This window comes from Streptomyces roseus (assembly GCF_001044425.1).
Lineage (GTDB): Bacteria > Actinomycetota > Actinomycetes > Streptomycetales > Streptomycetaceae > Streptomyces > Streptomyces roseus.
Genome location: NZ_LFML01000049.1, coordinates 63,625 through 82,656 on the forward strand (window position 1 = coordinate 63,625; position 19,032 = coordinate 82,656).

The 19,032-nt window shown below is 71.3% G+C and carries 18 protein-coding genes; 13 read left to right on the plus strand and 5 right to left on the minus strand.

Annotation, left to right across the window (positions count from 1 at the left end):
- The first annotated feature begins 4 nt into the window (after nucleotides 1-4).
- The 9 genes from ACS04_RS12875 to ACS04_RS12915 all read left to right on the plus strand — a co-directional run bounded on the left by ACS04_RS12875 (nucleotide 5) and on the right by ACS04_RS12915 (nucleotide 8,201).
- Nucleotides 5-748, plus strand: a complete 744-nt coding sequence (locus ACS04_RS12875) for a helix-turn-helix transcriptional regulator (RefSeq protein WP_048476699.1) — start codon at nucleotides 5-7, stop codon at nucleotides 746-748.
- Nucleotides 745-2,160, plus strand: coding sequence for a Fe-S cluster assembly protein SufB (sufB, locus tag ACS04_RS12880; protein ID WP_048476700.1), 1,416 nt, complete (start codon nucleotides 745-747; stop codon nucleotides 2,158-2,160). Before ACS04_RS12875 ends, sufB begins: the two co-directional genes overlap by 4 nt.
- A gap of 63 nt (nucleotides 2,161-2,223) precedes the next feature.
- Nucleotides 2,224-3,435 (plus strand): Fe-S cluster assembly protein SufD, encoded by a 1,212-nt coding sequence (sufD, locus tag ACS04_RS12885; protein WP_048476701.1) that lies wholly within the window; start codon nucleotides 2,224-2,226, stop codon nucleotides 3,433-3,435.
- Nucleotides 3,435-3,752 (plus strand): bifunctional 3-phenylpropionate/cinnamic acid dioxygenase ferredoxin subunit, encoded by a 318-nt coding sequence (locus tag ACS04_RS12890; protein WP_048476702.1) that lies wholly within the window; start codon nucleotides 3,435-3,437, stop codon nucleotides 3,750-3,752. Before sufD ends, ACS04_RS12890 begins: the two co-directional genes overlap by 1 nt.
- A gap of 7 nt (nucleotides 3,753-3,759) precedes the next feature.
- Nucleotides 3,760-4,524 carry a Fe-S cluster assembly ATPase SufC gene (gene sufC / locus ACS04_RS12895; RefSeq protein WP_048476703.1) on the plus strand — a complete coding sequence of 255 codons (765 nt, stop codon included), beginning with the start codon at nucleotides 3,760-3,762 and terminating at the stop codon, nucleotides 4,522-4,524.
- Nucleotides 4,521-5,777: a cysteine desulfurase gene (locus tag ACS04_RS12900; protein ID WP_048476704.1), complete on the plus strand. Its 1,257-nt coding sequence runs from the start codon at nucleotides 4,521-4,523 to the stop codon at nucleotides 5,775-5,777. The genes sufC and ACS04_RS12900 overlap by 4 nt, the downstream gene beginning before the upstream one ends.
- 22 nt (nucleotides 5,778-5,799) lie before the next feature.
- Nucleotides 5,800-6,264, plus strand: a complete 465-nt coding sequence (gene sufU / locus ACS04_RS12905; protein ID WP_030160391.1) for a Fe-S cluster assembly sulfur transfer protein SufU — start codon at nucleotides 5,800-5,802, stop codon at nucleotides 6,262-6,264.
- A complete protein-coding gene (locus tag ACS04_RS12910) occupies nucleotides 6,261-6,608 on the plus strand; it encodes a metal-sulfur cluster assembly factor (protein ID WP_030160393.1) in 348 nt (115 codons plus the stop codon). Before sufU ends, ACS04_RS12910 begins: the two co-directional genes overlap by 4 nt.
- A 222-nt stretch (nucleotides 6,609-6,830) precedes the next feature.
- Nucleotides 6,831-8,201 (plus strand): DUF3616 domain-containing protein, encoded by a 1,371-nt coding sequence (locus ACS04_RS12915; protein WP_048476705.1) that lies wholly within the window; start codon nucleotides 6,831-6,833, stop codon nucleotides 8,199-8,201.
- Here the strand turns inward: ACS04_RS12915 and ACS04_RS12920 are convergent.
- On the minus strand, nucleotides 8,188-9,081 hold the full coding sequence (locus tag ACS04_RS12920; RefSeq protein ID WP_048476706.1) for a winged helix-turn-helix transcriptional regulator: 894 nt from the start codon (nucleotides 9,079-9,081) through the stop codon (nucleotides 8,188-8,190). The two genes, ACS04_RS12915 and ACS04_RS12920, sit on opposite strands and share 14 nt — an antisense overlap.
- A 96-nt stretch (nucleotides 9,082-9,177) precedes the next feature.
- Here ACS04_RS12920 and ACS04_RS12925 point away from each other — a divergent pair, with 96 nt between their 5' ends.
- Nucleotides 9,178-10,449 (plus strand): MFS transporter, encoded by a 1,272-nt coding sequence (locus ACS04_RS12925; protein ID WP_048476707.1) that lies wholly within the window; start codon nucleotides 9,178-9,180, stop codon nucleotides 10,447-10,449.
- A 9-nt stretch (nucleotides 10,450-10,458) separates the two neighbouring features.
- Complete coding sequence (gene dapD, locus ACS04_RS12930; protein ID WP_048476708.1) at nucleotides 10,459-11,439, plus strand: 2,3,4,5-tetrahydropyridine-2,6-dicarboxylate N-succinyltransferase; 981 nt, start codon at nucleotides 10,459-10,461, stop codon at nucleotides 11,437-11,439.
- Between the two features lie 135 nt (nucleotides 11,440-11,574).
- Here the strand turns inward: dapD and ACS04_RS12935 are convergent, their stop codons facing one another.
- Together ACS04_RS12935 and ACS04_RS12940 are read right to left on the minus strand one after the other, a co-directional pair.
- Nucleotides 11,575-11,829 (minus strand): hypothetical protein, encoded by a 255-nt coding sequence (locus ACS04_RS12935; protein ID WP_048476709.1) that lies wholly within the window; start codon nucleotides 11,827-11,829, stop codon nucleotides 11,575-11,577.
- 197 nt (nucleotides 11,830-12,026) lie between these two features.
- On the minus strand, nucleotides 12,027-13,871 hold the full coding sequence (locus tag ACS04_RS12940; RefSeq protein ID WP_048476710.1) for an endonuclease/exonuclease/phosphatase family protein: 1,845 nt from the start codon (nucleotides 13,869-13,871) through the stop codon (nucleotides 12,027-12,029).
- A 362-nt stretch (nucleotides 13,872-14,233) separates the two neighbouring features.
- Between ACS04_RS12940 and ACS04_RS12945 the strand changes: the two genes are divergently transcribed.
- Complete coding sequence (locus tag ACS04_RS12945) at nucleotides 14,234-15,778, plus strand: hypothetical protein (RefSeq protein WP_048476711.1); 1,545 nt, start codon at nucleotides 14,234-14,236, stop codon at nucleotides 15,776-15,778.
- Nucleotides 15,779-15,992: 214 nt separating this feature from the next.
- A complete protein-coding gene (locus ACS04_RS12950; protein ID WP_048476712.1) occupies nucleotides 15,993-17,435 on the plus strand; it encodes an alkaline phosphatase PhoX in 1,443 nt (480 codons plus the stop codon).
- Between the two features lie 68 nt (nucleotides 17,436-17,503).
- Here the strand turns inward: ACS04_RS12950 and ACS04_RS38630 are convergent, their stop codons facing one another.
- Nucleotides 17,504-17,680, minus strand: a complete 177-nt coding sequence (locus tag ACS04_RS38630) for a hypothetical protein (protein WP_167352585.1) — start codon at nucleotides 17,678-17,680, stop codon at nucleotides 17,504-17,506.
- 112 nt (nucleotides 17,681-17,792) lie between these two features.
- Nucleotides 17,793-19,028, minus strand: a complete 1,236-nt coding sequence (locus ACS04_RS12955) for a TerD family protein (protein WP_048476713.1) — start codon at nucleotides 19,026-19,028, stop codon at nucleotides 17,793-17,795.
- Between the last annotated feature and the right edge of the window lie 4 nt (nucleotides 19,029-19,032).

The following is a 19,032-nucleotide window of genomic DNA, read 5'->3' on the forward strand; positions in this document are numbered from 1 at the left end:
ACGGATGATCGAGGCCCCTCAGGGGGAGCTCGCTACCGGGGAGCGGTCAACCCGCAACCGGGTCGCGCGCTCCATCCTGGACCACGGTCCGTCCACCGTCGCCGACCTCGCGGCGCGTCTCGGCCTCACCCAGGCCGCCGTCCGCCGCCACCTCGACGCGCTCGTCGCCGACGACGTGGTCGAGCCCCGCGAGCAGCGCGTCTACGGTGCGCGCACCCGGGGCCGGCCCGCCAAGGTCTTCGCGCTCACCGACTGCGGCCGCGACGCGTTCGACCAGTCCTACGACTCGCTCGCCGCGGACGCGCTGCGCTGGATCGCGCAGGCCGCCGGCGGGGGCGAGCAGGGGGAGGCGGCCGTGGCCGCCTTCGCCAGGGCCCGCATGGACGCACAGGCCGAGACCTACCGGGAAAGCCTGGACGCCGCCGCGCCCGAGGACCGTACCGAGGCCCTTGCCAAGGCGTTGACCGCGGACGGGTACGCTGCTACGGCGAAGAGTGCTCCCGGTCCGCACAGCGGTGAACAGCTCTGCCAGCACCACTGCCCGGTCGCCCATGTCGCCGAGCAGTTCCCGCAGCTCTGCGAGGCGGAGACCGAGGTCTTCTCCCGCTTGCTCGGGACGCATGTGCAGCGCCTCGCCACGATCGCCCACGGCGACGGGGTGTGCACCACCTTCATCCCGCGAGGCGCGGGCACCCCACAGAACGACACATCAGCATCTGCCAGCACGGCCGGGAGGAACCCCGCATGACCACGGAGACTGCTCACCCTGAGCTTGAGGGTCTGGGCAACTACGAGTACGGCTGGGCCGACTCCGACGCGGCCGGCTCGGCTGCCAAGCGAGGCCTGTCGGAGGACGTCGTCCGCGACATCTCGGCGAAGAAGAACGAGCCCGAGTGGATGCTGAAGCTCCGCCTCAAGGGCCTGCGGCTCTTCGACAAGAAGCCCATGCCGACCTGGGGCTCCGACCTCTCCGGCATCGACTTCGACAACATCAAGTACTTCGTGCGCTCCACCGAGAAGCAGGCCGCTTCGTGGGAGGACCTGCCCGAGGACATCAAGAACACGTACGACAAGCTCGGCATCCCGGAGGCGGAGAAGCAGCGCCTCGTCGCCGGTGTCGCGGCCCAGTACGAGTCCGAGGTCGTCTACCACCAGATCCGCGAGGACCTGGAGGAGCAGGGCGTCATCTTCCTCGACACGGACACCGCGCTCAAGGAGCACCCGGAGCTCTTCCAGGAGTACTTCGGCACGGTCATCCCGGTCGGCGACAACAAGTTCGCGTCGCTGAACACCGCCGTGTGGTCGGGCGGCTCGTTCATCTACGTGCCCAAGGGCGTCAAGGTCGACATCCCGCTCCAGGCCTACTTCCGCATCAACACGGAGAACATGGGCCAGTTCGAGCGGACGCTGATCATCGTCGACGAGGACGCGTACGTCCACTACGTCGAGGGCTGCACCGCCCCGATCTACTCCTCGGACTCGCTGCACAGCGCCGTGGTCGAGATCATCGTGAAGAAGGGCGGCCGCTGCCGCTACACGACCATCCAGAACTGGTCGAACAACGTCTACAACCTGGTCACCAAGCGCGCCGTGGCGTACGAGGGCGCGACCATGGAGTGGATCGACGGCAACATCGGTTCCAAGGTCACCATGAAGTACCCGGCCGTCTACCTGATGGGCGAGCACGCCAAGGGCGAGACCCTGTCCATCGCCTTCGCGGGCGAGGGCCAGCACCAGGACGCCGGCTCCAAGATGGTCCACATGGCGCCGAACACCTCCTCGAACATCGTCTCCAAGTCGGTGGCGCGGGGCGGCGGCCGCACCTCGTACCGCGGCCTGGTCGAGATCGGCGAGGGAGCCCACGGCTCCAAGTCGAACGTGCTCTGCGACGCGCTCCTGGTCGACACGGTCTCCCGCTCGGACACGTACCCGTACGTGGACGTCCGCGAGGACGACGTCTCCATGGGCCACGAGGCGACCGTCTCCAAGGTCTCGGACGACCAGCTCTTCTACCTGATGAGCCGCGGCATGACCGAGTTCGAGGCCATGGCCATGATCGTGCGCGGGTTCGTCGAGCCCATCGCGCGCGAGCTGCCCATGGAGTACGCGCTGGAGCTCAACCGGCTGATCGAGCTGCAGATGGAGGGCTCGGTCGGCTGACCCGACCGTCCCGATCCGCAGCAATTCTTTGACGTAGACACGAGAGCGAGCAAGACGACAGCCATGGCTGAGGCTCAGAACGCCCCCAAGAACCTGACGGTTCAGGGCGGTACCCCCGCGGCGGGTTCGACCACCGCCGGCGCGATCGCGGTGGCCGCCGAGTCCACCGTCGCCACCCGGATGAGTGCACCCCCGTCCTTCGACGTGGCGGACTTCCCCGTCCCCCACGGCCGCGAGGAGGAGTGGCGCTTCACCCCGCTCGCGCGCCTGCGCGGTCTGCACGACGGCACCGCGGTCGCGGGCGGCACCATGAAGGCCCAGATCGACGCGCCCGAGGGCGTCACCGTCGAGTCGGTGGAGCGCGGCGACGCGCGCATCGGCAAGGCCGGCACCCCGGTGGACCGGATCGCCGCCCAGGCGTTCTCGTCCTTCACGAAGGCCACGGTCGTCACCGTGCCCAAGGAGACCGTCCTGACCGAGCCGGTGCGCGTCTCGCTGCACGGCGAGGGCGGCACGACCTTCGGGCACACCGTCTTCGACGTCCAGGCCTTCGCCGAGGCCGTCATCGTCATCGACCACACCGGTGACGGCGTGCGCGCCGCCAACGTCGACTTCCTCGTCGGCGACGGCGCCAAGCTCACCGTCGTCTCCGTGCAGGACTGGGACGACACCGCCGTCCACTGCTCCCAGCACAACACGCTGATCGGCCGCGACGCGACCTTCAAGTCCATCGTCGTCACCTTCGGCGGCGACCTCGTACGCCTGCACCCCCGGATCAGCTACGCGGGCCCCGGCGGCGAGGCCGAGCTGCTCGGCCTGTACTTCACGGACGCCGACCAGCACCAGGAGCACCGCCTCCTGGTCACGCACGACGCCCCGCACTGCAAGTCCCACGTGGTCTACAAGGGCGCGCTGCAGGGCGAGGGCGCGCACGCCGTCTGGATCGGTGACGTCCTCATCGAGAAGAGCGCCGAGGGCACCGACACCTACGAGATGAACCGCAACCTCGTCCTGACGGACGGCGCGCGGGTCGACTCGGTGCCGAACCTGGAGATCGAGACCGGCGAGATCGTCGGCGCCGGCCACGCCTCCGCGACCGGCCGCTTCGACGACGAGCAGCTCTTCTACCTCCAGGCCCGCGGCATCCCCGCCGACGAGGCCCGGCGTCTGGTCGTGCGCGGCTTCTTCGCCGAGCTCGTCCAGCAGATCGGTGTCGACGACATCGAGGAGCGCCTGCTCGCCAAGATCGAGACCGAGCTCAAGGCGTCCGTCTGATGACCTACCTCAAGGCCTGCGCGCTGAGCGAGCTGGAGGAGAACACCCCCAAGCGGGTGGAACTCGACGGCACGCCGGTGTCCATCGTCTCCACCGAGGGGGAGGTGTTCGCGATCAACGACATCTGCTCGCACGCGAACGTCTCGCTCTCGGAGGGCGAGGTCGAGGACTGCATGATCGAGTGCTGGCTGCACGGGTCCTCGTTCGACCTGCGCACCGGCAAGCCGTCCGGTCTGCCCGCGACCCGCCCGGTCCCCGTATACCCCGTAAAGATCGAAGGGGGCGACGTGCTCGTCTCCCTCACCCAGGAGTCCTGAGGTATCCATGGCAACGCTTGAAATCCACGACCTGCACGTCTCCGTCGAGGCCGAGAACGGCGCCCGCGAGATCCTCAAGGGTGTCGACCTCACCGTCAAGGCCGGCGAGACGCACGCCATCATGGGTCCGAACGGCTCCGGCAAGTCCACGCTGGCGTACTCGCTCGCCGGTCACCCGAAGTACACCATCACCGGTGGCACCGTGACCCTCGACGGCGAAGACGTGCTGGAGATGTCCGTCGACGAGCGCGCCCGCGCCGGCGTCTTCCTCGCCATGCAGTACCCGGTCGAGGTCCCCGGCGTCTCGGTCTCCAACTTCCTGCGGACCTCGGCCACCGCCATCCGCGGCGAGGCCCCCAAGCTGCGCACCTGGGTGAAGGAGGTCAAGTCCGCGATGGAGCAGCTCCAGATGGACCCGGCCTTCGCCGAGCGCAACGTCAACGAGGGCTTCTCCGGCGGTGAGAAGAAGCGCCACGAGATCCTCCAGCTGGAGCTGCTCAAGCCGAAGATCGCGATCCTCGACGAGACCGACTCCGGCCTCGACGTCGACGCCCTGCGCATCGTCTCCGAGGGCGTCAACCGCGTCCGCGAGACCGGTGAGGTCGGCACCCTGCTGATCACCCACTACACGCGCATCCTGCGCTACATCAAGCCCGACTTCGTGCACGTGTTCGCGAACGGCCGCATCGCCGAATCCGGTGGCGCCGAGCTGGCGGACCAGCTGGAGGCCGAGGGCTACGACAAGTACGTGAAGGGTGGCGCGACCGCGTGACACAGCTGCCTGGCCTCCTCGACATCGAGGCGATCCGCAAGGACTTCCCCCTTCTGGATCGTGTGGTCCACGACGGGAAGAAGATCGTTTACCTGGACAACGCGGCCACGTCCCAGAAGCCGCGCCAGGTGCTCGACGCGCTGAACGAGTACTACGAGCAGCACAACGCCAACGTCCACCGCGGCGTGCACGTGCTCGCCGAGGAGGCCACGGCGCTGTACGAGGGCGCCCGCGACAAGGTCGCCGCCTTCATCAACGCGCCGAGCCGCGACGAGGTGATCTTCACCAAGAACGCCTCGGAGTCGCTCAACCTGGTCGCGAACATGCTCGGCTGGGCGGACGAGCCCTACCGGGTCGACCGCGAGACCGAGATCGCCATCACGGAGATGGAGCACCACTCCAACATCGTCCCGTGGCAGCTGCTCTCGCAGCGCACCGGCGCGAAGCTGAAGTGGTTCGGCCTCACCGACGACGGCCGGCTCGACCTGTCCAACATCGAAGAGGTCATCACGGAGAAGACGAAGATCGTCTCCTTCACGCTGGTCTCCAACATCATGGGCACGATCAACCCGGTCGAGGCGATCGTCCGGCGCGCGCAGGAGGTCGGCGCGCTGGTGCTGATCGACGCCTCGCAGGCCGCTCCGCACATGCCGCTGGACGTGCAGGCGCTCGGCGCCGACTTCGTGGCCTTCACCGGCCACAAGATGTGCGGCCCGACCGGCATCGGCGTGCTCTGGGGCCGCCAGGAGCTTTTGGAGGACCTGCCCCCGTTCCTCGGCGGCGGCGAGATGATCGAGACCGTGTCGATGCACGCCTCGACGTACGCCCCGGCGCCCCACAAGTTCGAGGCGGGTACGCCCCCGATCGCGCAGGCCGTCGGCCTCGGCGCGGCCGTGGACTACCTGTCCGCGATCGGAATGGACAAGATCGCCGCGCACGAGCACGCGATCACCGAGTACGCGGTGAAGCGCCTCCTGGAGGTCCCCGACCTGCGGATCATCGGCCCGATGACGGCCGAGGACCGCGGCGCCGCGATCTCCTTCACACTCGGCGACATCCACCCCCACGACGTGGGCCAGGTCCTGGACGAGCAGGGCATCGCGGTCCGCGTGGGACACCACTGCGCGCGCCCGGTCTGCCTGCGCTACGGAATTCCCGCGACCACGCGAGCGTCTTTCTACCTGTACTCCTCTCCGGCGGACGTCGACGCGCTGATCGACGGGCTGGAGCACGTACGGAACTTCTTCGGCTGACGAGGGCGACGAGGACGACGCAGTGAAGTTGGATTCGATGTACCAGGAACTGATCCTGGACCACTACAAGCACCCGCACGGGCGTGGCCTGCGCGACGGCGACGCCGAGGTGCACCACGTCAACCCGACGTGCGGCGACGAGATCACGCTGCGCGTGAAGTACGACGGCGAGACGCTCACCGACGTCTCGTACGAGGGCCAGGGCTGCTCCATCAGCCAGGCCAGCGCGTCCGTGCTGAACGAGCTGCTCGTCGGCAAGGAGCTGGCCGAGGCGCAGAAGATCCAGGGCGTGTTCCTGGAGATGATGCAGTCGAAGGGCAAGATCGAGCCCGACGAGGCCATGGAGGAGGTGCTGGAGGACGCGGTCGCGTTCGTCGGCGTCTCCAAGTACCCGGCTCGCGTGAAGTGTGCTCTGCTGAGCTGGATGGCCTGGAAGGACGCGACCGCCCAGGCACTGGGCGACGCCGCGGAGAGGAAGACGGCATGACCGAGAACGCGACGCCCGCCGAGGCGTCGATCAAGCCGGCCACCGAGGAAGAGGTCCGCGAGGCCCTCTACGACGTGGTCGACCCCGAACTGGGGATCGACGTCGTCAACCTGGGCCTGATCTACGGCATCCACATCGACGACGCGAACATCGCCACCCTCGACATGACGCTGACCTCGGCGGCCTGCCCGCTGACGGACGTCATCGAGGACCAAGCGAAGTCGGCGACGGACGGCATCGTCAGCGAGCTCCGGATCAACTGGGTCTGGATGCCGCCGTGGGGCCCCGACAAGATCACGGACGACGGCCGCGAGCAGCTGCGCGCGCTCGGCTTCAACGTCTGAGCCACCCGCTCCACGCAAGGCCCCCGGCACCGCGCCGGGGGCCTTGCGCGTTTCTCCGGAGCGGGCGGGGCGGCGTCCGGCGCTCTCCCGACGGGCCCTGCGAGTTCTTCCGGTGGACGATTGACGTGCACCGGATGTTGGCCACGGTGGCCGAACCTGCTCGACGGCCGTCACGGCGTGACGCTGTTCACGCGCGGCTCGACTCTTGGGGACGGGACACCGATGAAGAAGCAGCTTGGCATCGCAGGCATCGCGGCGCTGGTCGTCGCCGGGACGGTCACCGTCGCTCCCGCCCAGGCGGTGACGTACGGGACGCCGACCATCAGCCTGTCCGCGTCGTACCTGTCCGGGGCCGTCGGCGGGGTCGGGGACCCGGCGGTCGACGTGACCGTGGCGCAGAGCGGCGCCGACGTGTCGGCGCTGACGGTCAGCGCCTCCGCGTCGAGCAAGGCCTCGGTGGCCGGAACGGGCGACGTGAGCGTCACCGGGACCGGGGCGGTGCGCCGGCTGGCCGTCGCCGCACGCGGCCGCGGCTACACCAACCTCACCGTCAAGGTGACGGGGCTGGGCGGCAAGAGCGCCACCAAGACCCTCTCCTACGCCGCCTCCGGCGCCGTGCAGAACCCGGCCGACGCCCGCTACTTCAGCGGCGCCTCCGACTCCTCGGCCGCCGTGGACGTCGGCGGCGGGTACACCGTCGTCGCCGACGACGAGAACAACGTACTGCGCCTGTACGACCGTTCCCGCTCGGCCGCCCCGGTCCGCACCTGGGACTTCAGCTCGCAGCTCGGCGTCACCAAGGAGGTGGACATCGAGGGCGCGACCCTGGTCGGGAACACCATCTACTGGACGGGCTCGCTCGGCAACAACAAGGACGGCGAGTACAAGGCGCCCCGGAACACGGTGTTCACCACGACGGTGAGCGGCTCCGGGTCCGCCACGCAGCTCGCGTACGGGCGCTCGTACAAGCAGCTCCGCGACGACCTGGTGGCCTGGGACAAGGCCAACGGGAACCGCTATGGCTTCGCGGCCGGCACGGCGGCCGGCCAGGCGCCCAAGCAGATCGACGGGTTCAACGTGGAGGGGCTGGAGTTCGCGCCGGGCTCGACCACCACCGCCTACCTGGGCTTCCGCGCCCCGCTGGCCCCGGCGGTGCCGGGCGGCAAGGCGCTGGTGGTGCCGGTGACCAATTTCGACAAGGTGCTCTCCAGCGGTGCCAAGGCCGCCTTCGGGGCGGGCATCGAGCTCGACCTCGGCGGGCTCGCGATCCGCGACATCCGCAAGAACGCGGCCGACCAGTACCTGATCCTCGCCGGTTCCTGGGCCGCGGACGACAACTCCGACCCGTACGCGCTCTACCAGTGGGACGGCGTCGCCGGCCACGCCCCCGTCAAGCGGGCCGACCTGCCGACGAGCGACCCGGGCGGCTGGGAGGCCATCGTGGACGTGCCGGACCTGTCGGCCGCGGGCGCGCGCGTCCAGCTGATCACGGACAGCGGCTCCGCCGACCTGTACGGGGACGGCATCGAGGCCAAGGACCTGACCCACGCGGAGTGGAAGAAGTCCCGCGCGGCCTGGTTCACCCTGAACTGACGCCCGTGCCGGCGTCGCGGACGGCCCTCAGCGCCGCCGCGACGCCGGCCTCGATGTCCCGGACCGGGTAGAACACCTCGCGCACCACGCGCTCCCGGTCCACCACCAGGGTCAGCCGCTTCAGCCGGCTCACCCCCGCCGCCCGGAACGTCGGCAGCCGCAGCGCCGCCGTCAGCGAGAGCTCCGCGTCCGAGAGCAGCGGGAACCGCAGCCCCTCCGCCTCGGCGAACTCCCGCTGCTCGTCGGGCCGCTGGGTGGACACCCCGTGCACCGTCGCCCCGGCCGCCGTGAACTGCGCCAGCTGGTCCCGGTACGTGCACGACTCGAACGTGCAACCCTTGGCCCCCGGGATCCCCGCCCACCCCGGCGGGTAGGACTCGGCCCGGGCGTACGCGCCGGGGAAGCAGTACAGGACCGTGAAGGGCGTGTCCGCCACCGGATCCCGCAGCTCCCCGAACCGGTCCGCCAGCACCAGCTCCGGCAGTCGCGTGCCGCGCAGCGCGTGCACCCGTTCGGCCTCCCGCGAGGACTCCTCGGTCGTCGCCGTCATCTCGCCTTCCCCCAGGACCCAGGTGTCTCCCCAGTCCTGGAGGGCCACCAGGACCGGCAGCAGCCCCCGCCCGCGCGGGGTCAGCCGGTACTCGTGCCGCACCGGGCGCTCCTGGTACGGCTCACGCGTCAGCACCCCCGCCTCGACCAGCAGCTTCAGCCGCTCGGCCAGCACCTTGCGGGAGACCCCGAGCTCGCGCTGGAAGGCGTCGAAGCGGTGCACGCCGCGCGCGGCGTCGCGCACGATCAGCAGCGTCCACCAGTCGCCCACCACGTCGAGGGCCTGGGCGATGGCGCAGTCCGCGTCGTCGAGGGGCGTGCGCTGGGCCATGGGCACTCCTTTGTCCGTTGACCCAAGGCTGTCATGCTGACATAGTCCGTTCCCAAAAGGAACTCAGTGCAGACTCGCTACGGCTCGGGGGCGGACATGGCAATGGCGCAGGGCTTCAAGGACGTGCCCCGCGTGGTGTGGCTGCTGGCGGCCGGGGTCTTCGTCAACGCCGTCGTCAGCTTCACCTTCGTCTTCGTCTTCCTGTACCTGACCGGTCCGCGCGGCCTCGGCGCCGCCCAGGCGGGCCTGGCCACCGGCATCGGCGGCATCGGCCTCGTCGCCGGGAACTTCACCGGCGGCTGGTACGGGGACCGCTTCGGCCACCGCCGGGTGCTGCTCGCCGCCTCCGCCGCGGGCGGGCTCGCCCTGATGTCCTTCCCGCTGCTGTCCACCGCCGGGCTCTACGCGGCCCTTCCGCTGGCCCAGTACGCATCCGGCGTGGTCCGGGCGGCGAACTCCGCGCTGGTCGCCGTCACCGTCCCCGGGGGCGCCCGCCGGCAGGCCTTCGCCGTGGTCCGCTGCGTCTCCAACGGCGGCTTCACCCTCGGCCCGCCGCTGGGGGCCCTGCTCGCGACCTGGTTCTCGTACGACTGGCTCTTCGTCGCCGACGGCCTCGGGACCCTGTTCTTCGCCCTGTGGACCGCGCGGGTCGTCCCGGCCCGCGGCGCCTCCCGCAGCCCCTCCCGCCCCGCCTCGGTCCCGGACGGGGGTCTGGGCCGAGGCGTGTGGGAGGAGCTGCGGGCCAGGCCCGCCGTGCTCGTCCTGCTCGGCGCGATCCTCGTGACCGACCTCGTCTACCGCCAGCAGTACTCGGCCTTCCCCGTCTACCTCGCCGACCACGGCCTGGACGTGCGCGCCTTCGGCTTCGTGATCGCCCTCAACGGCGGCGTCATCCTGCTGCTCGAACTCCCGGCCGCCGTCGCGCTGCGCGCCCGGCCGCCCCTGCCCGTCATCGGCACCGGGATCGTGCTCGTCGGGGCCGGGTACGCGGTGCTGCCGGCCGGGACGGGGGTCGCCGGCGCCGTGGCGATGATGGCGCTGCTCAGCCTCGGCGAGATCCTGTACAAGACCACCGCCACCGCCTACGTCGCCGACCAGGCGCCGGAGCACGCGATGGGACGGTTCCAGAGCCTGTACGCGGGGGTTTCGGTCAGCGGGGTGGTCCTCGGGCCCCCGCTGGGCGGAGCCCTGTACGCGGCCGCGCCCGCGCTGCTGTGGCCGCTGTGCGCGGCGCTGGCGGCGGGCGCGGGCGGGGCGGTGCTGTACGTGTCACGTCGCCCGGCGCGCGGCGCCGGGCCGGACGGGGAGCCCGGCGCGGCGCGACCGGCACATGAGACCGGTTCGCAAGCGGGGGCCGCGGCCGGTTAGGTTTCGGGCATGACTGCTACGCGTACCACCGGCGCCGTCGCCGCCGGACTTGCCACCATCGCCGCCGACGGCACCGTCCTCGACACCTGGTTCCCCGCCCCCGAGCTGGTCGCCGAGCCCGGCCCGGCCGGCACCGAGCGCCTCACCGCCGACCAGGCCGTACAGCTCCTGGGGGCCGCCGCGGCCAAGGCGATCCGCCTGGACGCGGTCCGCGACGTCGAGGTCGTAGCCGTCCGCACCGTGATCTCCTCCCTGGAGGACAAGCCGCTGGACGCGCACGACGTGTACCTGCGCCTGCACCTGCTCAGCCACCGCCTGGTCAAGCCGCACGGCCAGAACCTGGACGGCATGTTCGGCCTGCTGGCCAACGTCGCCTGGACCTCGCTCGGCCCGGTCGCCGTGGACCAGGTGGAGACCGTACGGCTGAACGCGCGCGCCGAGGGCCTGTACCTCCAGGTCACCTCGATCGACAAGTTCCCGCGGATGACGGACTACGTCGCCCCCGAGGGCGTGCGCATCGCCGACGCGGACCGGGTCCGCCTGGGCGCGCACCTCGCCGAGGGCACCACCGTCATGCACGAGGGCTTCGTCAACTTCAACGCGGGCACCCTCGGCACCTCCATGGTCGAGGGCCGCATCTCGGCCGGCGTCGTGGTCGGCAACGGGTCCGACATCGGCGGCGGCGCGTCCACGATGGGCACCCTCTCGGGCGGCGGCAAGCAGATCATCTCGATCGGCGAGCGCTGCCTGGTCGGTGCCGAGGCGGGCGTGGGCATCGCGCTGGGCGACGAGTGCATCATCGAGGCCGGCCTGTACGTGACCGCGGGCACCCGCGTCACCCTCCCGGACGGCCAGATCGTCAAGGCCCTGGAGCTCTCGGGCGCCGACAACATCCTCTTCCGCCGCAACTCGGTCACGGGCACCGTCGAAGCCCGCCCGAACAACGCGGTCTGGGGCGGCCTGAACGAGGTCCTCCACTCCCACAACTGACCCCCGGCAGGCGGCCCCGGCCGTCCCGGAACGGCCGCGACGCCCTCATCCCCCCCTGCCAAGGGGTGGTGAGGGCGTCGCGTTTCTCCGGACCCGGTCCGCCCCTCCGCCCCGAGCGCGGAAGGACGGGGCGGGTCAGTGGAGGGGGAGGGTGCGGATCAGGCCGGCGAAGGCCTCTTCCTCCGCCTGGGTCAGCTGGACCGTCTCCATCGGGTGCGTGGCGGCGCTGCGCTGGGCCGGGATGAGCGCGACGCCCTCGCGGGCGCCCGGCTCGGGGTGGTGGAAGCGGGAGTCCCACAGCATGTGCCCGAGGCCGAGCACCCACACGAGGGCGGCCACGAGCAGGACGGCCAGGCCGATTTCCTGGGCGAGGGAGATGGAGGGGAACACGCGGTCCTCCGGGGGACACGGGGGGACAGGTTCGAGCGTGGGGCCACTCAACACCACAACCCGGGTCGAATGGGTGGCGATGTGGCGAGCGTCACGCCAGGGGCGAAAGTCCTGACTTCTCCCGAGCTGTACCCCCCGTCCGTGCCGTGGAGCCGGATACGGCGTCCGGGGGCCCTGCGCTCAAGACCGCACCGCGGTCACGGGCGGAAGCGCAGCACCTGAGGGTCGTGGTCGCTGTTCTGCGCCGAGAACTCCGCGTTGATGTGCACGCTGTCGTACGTGAAGTTCTTGACCGCCGGGCTGGTCAGGATCTGGTCCAGCACCTGCGCGTTGCCCTGGTACACGTACGAGTAGCGCTCCGCCTTCGGCAGCGACTTGATCGCCGAGTACAGCGCCCCGCCGTCCTCCAGCGCCTGCGCGGTAGCGGAGAACTCGAAGTCGTTGATGTCGCCGACGGCCAGGACGTTCGCGTTCTTGTCCGCCGCGAGGAGCTGCTTGACGAAGCCGTTCACGGCCTGCGCCTGGAGCAGCCGCTTGGCCTCCGAGGAGCGCACCGGCGGCTGGTGGATCGAGGTGAGGCCCTCGTCGCCGCCCTTGGAGCCGAAGTGGTTGGCGATGACGAAGACGGTCTTGCCCTTGAAGACGAACTCGCCGGCCAGCGGCTTGCGGCTGTCGGCCCACGCGGGGTTCGCGGGGTCGATCCGGCCGGGGGAGTGGGTCAGCGCGGCCTTGCCGCCGTTCACCTGCGTCACGCCGGTCGCGGTCACCGAGTCGCCCGCGGCGCGGTCGGTGAAGGAGACGCGGGCGGGGTTGAAGAGGAAGACCTGGCGGATGTTGCCGCCGGGCTCGCCGCCGTCCTTGTTGTTCTCGGGGTTGATGGTCCGCCACTCGTAGGCCGGGCCGCCGGCCGCCACGATGGCCGCGGTGAACTTCTTGATGGTCTCCTCGGCCGAGACGGTGCCGTCGTTCTTGGCGCCGTTGTCGTCCTGGATCTCCTCCAGGGCCAGGATGTCGGGCGAGGCGAGGTTCGCGACGACGGCCTTGGCCAGGTTGTCGAACTTCTCCTGCGGGTCGCTCGGGTCGAGGTTCTCCACGTTGTACGTGGCCACCGCGAGCTCGTTCGCCGCCTGCGGCTTGGTCTTCTCGGGGGCGAGCGTGCCCGCCTTGACCGTGCCGAGGGTGCGGGCCACCAGGGTGTAGCCGCCGAACTGGTTGAAGTCCAGCGGGCCCTCGGTGGTCCCGGTCAGCTTGTCGCCGACGTTGGCCACCGGGAAGGGCTGCTGCGCGACCGGCGCCAGCTGCTGGATCTGCAGGCGGCCGGTGTTCTGGGACTCGTACGAGCCGTAGAGGGTGCCGCCGCGCTTGGCGGTGTTCTCCCAGCCCTTCACCGTGACCCACATCTCCGAGTACGGGTCGGTGGCGCCGACCACGCGCGAGGTGCCGATCTTCACGTTCATGCCCTCGAGGGACTCGTAGAAGTCCAGGGCGTAGCGCGAGGGCTCCAGGGGCAGGCCGTTGATGCTGTGGGCGGCGGCCGGGTCGCCGGCCGGGGCGTACTCGGCGGGCACGTTGTACTCGTTGATCGCGGTGGCCTCGGGCACCGCGTTGCCCGAGGAGACCACGGTCACGACCGGCTTGGAGATCTGCGTGACCGACTGGTTGCCGGACGAGACGCCGCCGGGGACGTACTCGCCCACCAGGCCGGAGACCTTGACCGCGTCGCCGACGGCGACGGTCGGGGCGGAGCCGGTGAAGACGAAGATGCCCTCGCTGGTCGCGTCGTTGTCGTCGGCGTCCGGGTCCTGCATCCAGAAGCCGCGCGAGCCGTACGTGCGCACGCCCGTCACGATGCCGGCGACATCGGCGACCTGCTTGCCGTTGAGCGGCGATATGCGGGTGGTGCCCTGGATGTCGTGGATGTGTATCGGGTCGGCCGACGCGGAGCCTTCGGCCGCGTCGGCGGTGCCCGCCAGCAGGCCGGTGGCCAGGGCGGTGGCGACGAGCGCCGAGACGGCGGCGGAACGGGGATGCGAGGAGCGCATGGTCAAGAACTCCGGTGTGTGGAAGAGGAAAGCGGAGGGTGTTGCGTATGTTTGGCCGGATTCGCACGGCGCGCCGCGGGCCGGCCGCAGGCGATCCACAGGAATTCCGGGGGTCCCCCATACATCTACGCGCGTCAATTTCCTGTGTGAGCAGGGAAGTTGTCAAGGCCTCCAGGGGATACGGAGTCTGACTGTGGGATGAACCAAAGGAGATGGCCCCCCGGGCGCGCCCGATATGCGTCTACGCTGGTGCGCCGGACTGCCGCCCGGGCGGCGGCCGGACCAGCGCCGCGGGGCCGCCGCACCACCGTCCCGCGCGGCCGAGCCCCATTGCCCCACCGCGTTCGCGAGGAGACCGCCCCATGTCCGCAGAGCCGCACCCCACGCTGCCGCCGGTACGGCTGCCCTCCGACGCGGAACTGGCCCGCGACGCCCTCGGAGCCCCGCTCTTCGCCCGCGCCGTGCGGCTGGCCCGCTGGGCCGGACCGCACACGCGCGTCGGCGCCGGCGGCGAACTCGCCGCCGCACAGCTGCCCGAGGCCGCCGCGGCACTGGGCCTGGACCCCGCCGACGAGGAAGGCCCGGTGCTCGCCGGCCAGGCCTGGCGGGTGGCCGTCGACACCGGCCTCGTCGACGTGACCGAACCCGATGACGGCGGTGACGGCGGTGACGGCGGCGTCGGCGGTGACGGCGCGGCGCACGGCGACCAGGACGGCGGCGGGGAGTCCGGAACCGCCGTGCCCGGTGAGGACCTGGCCCTGGTGACCGGCGGTGCGCCGGGCGAGGTGCTCGACCTGTGGCTGGCGGCCCTGGACACGGTGCTCGCGGACGCGGCCGTGCCCGATCTGGACGACCTCGTCGACGCGTTGGACGCGGGCGGCGAGATCGACTTCGACCGGCTGGACTGGAACCCGGGCCGCGAGGCGGACTTCCTCGACGGGGTCCTCGCCAACCTCTACCTGCTCACCGTCTCCGGACACGGGGCCTCGGAGGGCCCGATTCCGCTGCCGGTGCTGGCCGCCTCGATGGTCGTCCCCGAGGACATGGGCGAGCCGACCGACGCCGTCCTGGAGCAGGTCTCGGACGCGATGATGCGCCTCGACGACCAGTTCCGGCAGCTGGAGCCCATCGGGCTCGTCGAGTTCCGGCCGGTGGATGAGGCCCTGATGGCGGAGGCGGACGAGGAGGAGTCCGCCGCGGCGGGATCGGCTTCCGGTCCGGGGGCCGGCGGGTTCGACGACGAGGACGTCTCCCGGTACGGGCTGGTCCGGCTGACTCCGCTCGGCCTCTACGGGATCCGCGCCCGCATGCTGGAGGCCGGTGTCACCGCCCCCGCCGTCGGCGAACTGGCCGACAAGGGCGCCGACGCCCTGCTCGACGCGGTCTCCGGCTACCCCGAGGGCGCTGCCCAGGCCGAGATCGGGCAGTGGCTCGCCGGCCGCGCACCGCGCGACGCGGTCGCCGAACTGCTGGCCGCGGCCCGGGGCGCCGACGCGGGCGGCCCGCTGCGCCGGCTCCGCTGCCAGCAGGCCCTCGCCCCGGCCGGCCCTGAGGCGGAAGAGGCGGTCCGCGCCGTGCTGGACGACCCGGAGCTCGGCGGACTCGCCCGGGTGTGGCTCTCGGAGCGCGGGGCGGCCGACGTACCGGCGCCGGACGGGGCCATGGTGTTCTGGCTGACGGTGGACACGATCGCGGCGCAGCTCGCGGCGGACGGGGAGACGGCGGAACTGCCGCTGCTGATGAGCTCGCTGACCGAGCACCACACCGGGTTCTTCGACCAGGTCTGGCGGGTGGACCACCCGGCGACGGCGTACGTGCTGGAGGCGATGGGCCGGATGCACCCGGACAAGAAGTCTGCCAAGGAGGCCCGCAAGGCCGCTTTCAAAGCCCGTTCGCGCCAAGCCTGACCCCGGGGGGATCGGATACGGGAGCGGCAGGGGAGGGCAGGGGGTGGCCGGCGGACGGAACCCGCCGTTCCTGAGCCGGAGTCGGCCATTGCGGCCACCGGCAAGGGATCGGCCCCGCTTCGCGGGTAATTCAGCCGCCGTTCACGTGCGGGCGAGAGCGTGTGCGCCGACGACCGCACGACAGGCGCACCACCTCCCCACCCCTGGAGACCCGATGCCGCTCAGCCGTAGAGACTTCACCGCCCGCACCGCGATCGCCGGCGCGGGAGTCGCGCTCACCGGGACGGTCGGCGTGCTCGCCACCGCCCCCGGAGCCCTGGCGGCCGACGGCGGCACCGGCCGCGACGACGAGCGCGGCCGGCCCTGCGAGCCCGGCTACGGCCCGCTCGTCGCGGACCCGGCCGGACTCCTCGCCCTCCCCGCCGGGTTCCGCTACCGCGTCATCACCCACAGCGGGGTCACCACCCTCGACTCGGGCGAGTCCACCCCGTCCAACCACGACGGCACCGCCGCCTTCGAGGGCCACCGCGGGGTCACCCTCCTCGTCAACAACCACGAGCTCAAGGGCAAGCGGTCGAACTGGGCCCACCCCGTTCCGCTCGCCGAGGGCCTCGTCTACGACCCGGGCGCGGCCGGCGGCTGTACGGTGGTCGAGGTCCGGCGAGGCGGCGAGGTCGCCGAATGGGTGGGCATCGCCGGAACGTCCACCAACTGCGCGGGCGGCGCCACCCCCTGGGACACCTGGCTGACCTGCGAGGAGACCGAGGACCTCGCCGGCAAGAACGGCATGACCAAGGACCACGGGTACGTCTTCGAGGTCGATCCGCACGACCGGCGCGCCAACCGCGACCCGCAGCCGATCAAGGCGTTCGGCCGGTACGCCCACGAGGCCGTGGTCATCGACCCGCGCCAGGGCCACGCCTACCTCACCGAGGACGCCTCCGGCCCCAACGGGCTGCTCTACCGCTGGACCCCGCCGAGCGGCTTCCGCCACGGGCGCGGCAGGCTCCGTACGCTCGCCGCCGACGCCGGAGTGCTCGCCGCCGCCAAATGCTTCGACAGCGCGGGCCTGTTCGTCGACGACCTCTCGCGCGCCACGAAGATCGGGACCGTCTACGGGGTCGACTGGGTGACCGTGCCGGACCGCGACGCGCGGACGGTGTCGGTGCGCAAGCAGTTCGGCGAGGGGGCGATCACCCGCGCCCGCAAGCTGGAGGGCATGTGGTGGGCCGACGGGGGCGCCTACTTCGTCTCCTCGTACGCCCGCGAGGAGAGCCCGGGCACGGCGCACGACGGCCAGGTGTGGTTCTACGACCCGAAGCGGCGCACGATCCGGCTGACGGTGGTGCTCGGCGTGAACACCGATCCGGCCGGGGACGGTTCCTTCGACGGCCCGGACAACATCACGGTCTCCCCGTACGGCGGTCTGGTCATCGCGGAGGACGGCAACGGCCTGCAGCACCTGTTCGGCGCGACCGAGTCGGGGCGGACCTACCCGCTGGCGCGCAACGAGATGAACATCGGTACGGCGCAGGAGCCGGAATACTCCGAGTTCACGGGTGTCTGCTTCTCCCCGGACGGGCACACGCTGTACGCCAACATCCAGGACCCGGGCATCATGCTCGCCATCACCGGTCCGTGGCGCCGCACCCGCTGACACCCGGAGCCCACGAACGAAGGCTGTGCCGCCACCCGTTCACGGGGTGGCGGCACAGCCTTTCTCGTCTACTGGCCGGCGGCGATCTCGGCGCGGCTGGCGGCGGCCCATTCCTCCAGCAGGAACTCGTACGCTTCGGAGGGCCACTCGTCGTCCACCCGGGTCGCCACGAGGTGCCGTATCGCCTCGTTCGCCTCTGCGGCGGACGGGCGGGCGGGACCCGAGGGCCGGAGTGTGCTGTACATGCTTTCAAGGCTAAGGGCGGGCACTGACAGCCACCCCCCTATTAAGGGTGGAATCCATCACCTGGGCCCTCCGGCCGCCGGTCTTGGTCGCTCCATGTGCCCGCCCACCTGCTCAGAGTGTCTGGGAGCCGGGCTTGACCATCCCGCGCACTGTGCGGGACTTCACAAACTCTCCGATGGCCGTCATCTCCCATTCGCCCGAAAACTGGCGAATCAGCTTGGCCATCATGACCCCGGTCTGCGGCTCCGCACCGGTGAGGTCGAAGCGCACCAGCTCCTCCCCGCTCGCCGCGTCGACCAGGCGGCAGTAGGCCTTGGCGACCTCGGTGAACTTCTGTCCGGAGAAGGAGTTGACCGTGAAGACCAGGCCCGTTGCCTCGGCGGGCAGCCGCCCGAGGTCCACCACGATCACCTCGTCGTCCCCGCCGCCCTCGCCGGTGAGGTTGTCACCCGAGTGCTTGATGGCTCCGCCGAGGATGGACAGCTTGCCGAAGTAGCAGCTGTCGATGTGGTCGCGCTGCGGGCCGTACGCGATGACGGAGGCGTCGAGGTCGATGTCCCGGCCGCGGAACGCCGGCTCCCAGCCCAGGCCCATCTTCACCTGGGAGAGCAGCGGGCGGCCGTTCTTGACCAGGGACACGGTCTGGTTCTTCTGGAGGCTGACCCGGCCCTTGTCGAGGTTGATCTTCCCGGTGCCGGGTGCGGCCGCCGGGGCGGCGGGCGGGGCGGGCGCGGCGGGCGGGGCCGCGGGGAACGAGGGCGCCGCCGGGGGCGCCGCCGCCGGGGCGCTCGGCCAGGACGAGGGGGAGGGGGCGGCGGGGGCCTGCGGGGCGGCGGCGGGCGGCGGAGTGGGCTCCTCGTCCACCGAGACCCCGAAGTCCGTCGCGATCCCGGCGAGGCCGTTGGCGTATCCCTGGCCGACCGCGCGCACCTTCCACACGCCGCCGCGCTGGTAGACCTCGACGACCACGAGCGCGGTCTCGGTGCCCAGCCGCGGCGGGGTGAAGCTGGCGATCACCGCGCCGGTCTCGGCGTGCCGCACGGTGGCGGTGGGCTCGATGCCCTGGAAGGTCTGGCCCGCGGCGTCGGGACTGGCCGTGACCACGATCCGCTCGATGCCCGGAGGCAGCGCGCCCGTGTCGACGGTGATCGAGTCCGGCGCCGCGCCGCCGCCGGACCGGTGGCTGACACCGGGCCCGGACGGCTGGTTGTAGAAGATGAAGTCGGCGTCGGAACGCACCTTGCCGTTCGCCGCGAGGAGCAGTCCCGACACGTCGAGCCGGACCGGGGCAGCCACGTCCACCGTCACACGGACGGTGCCCAGCGGCAGGTTGGAACCTGGGGTCATAGCG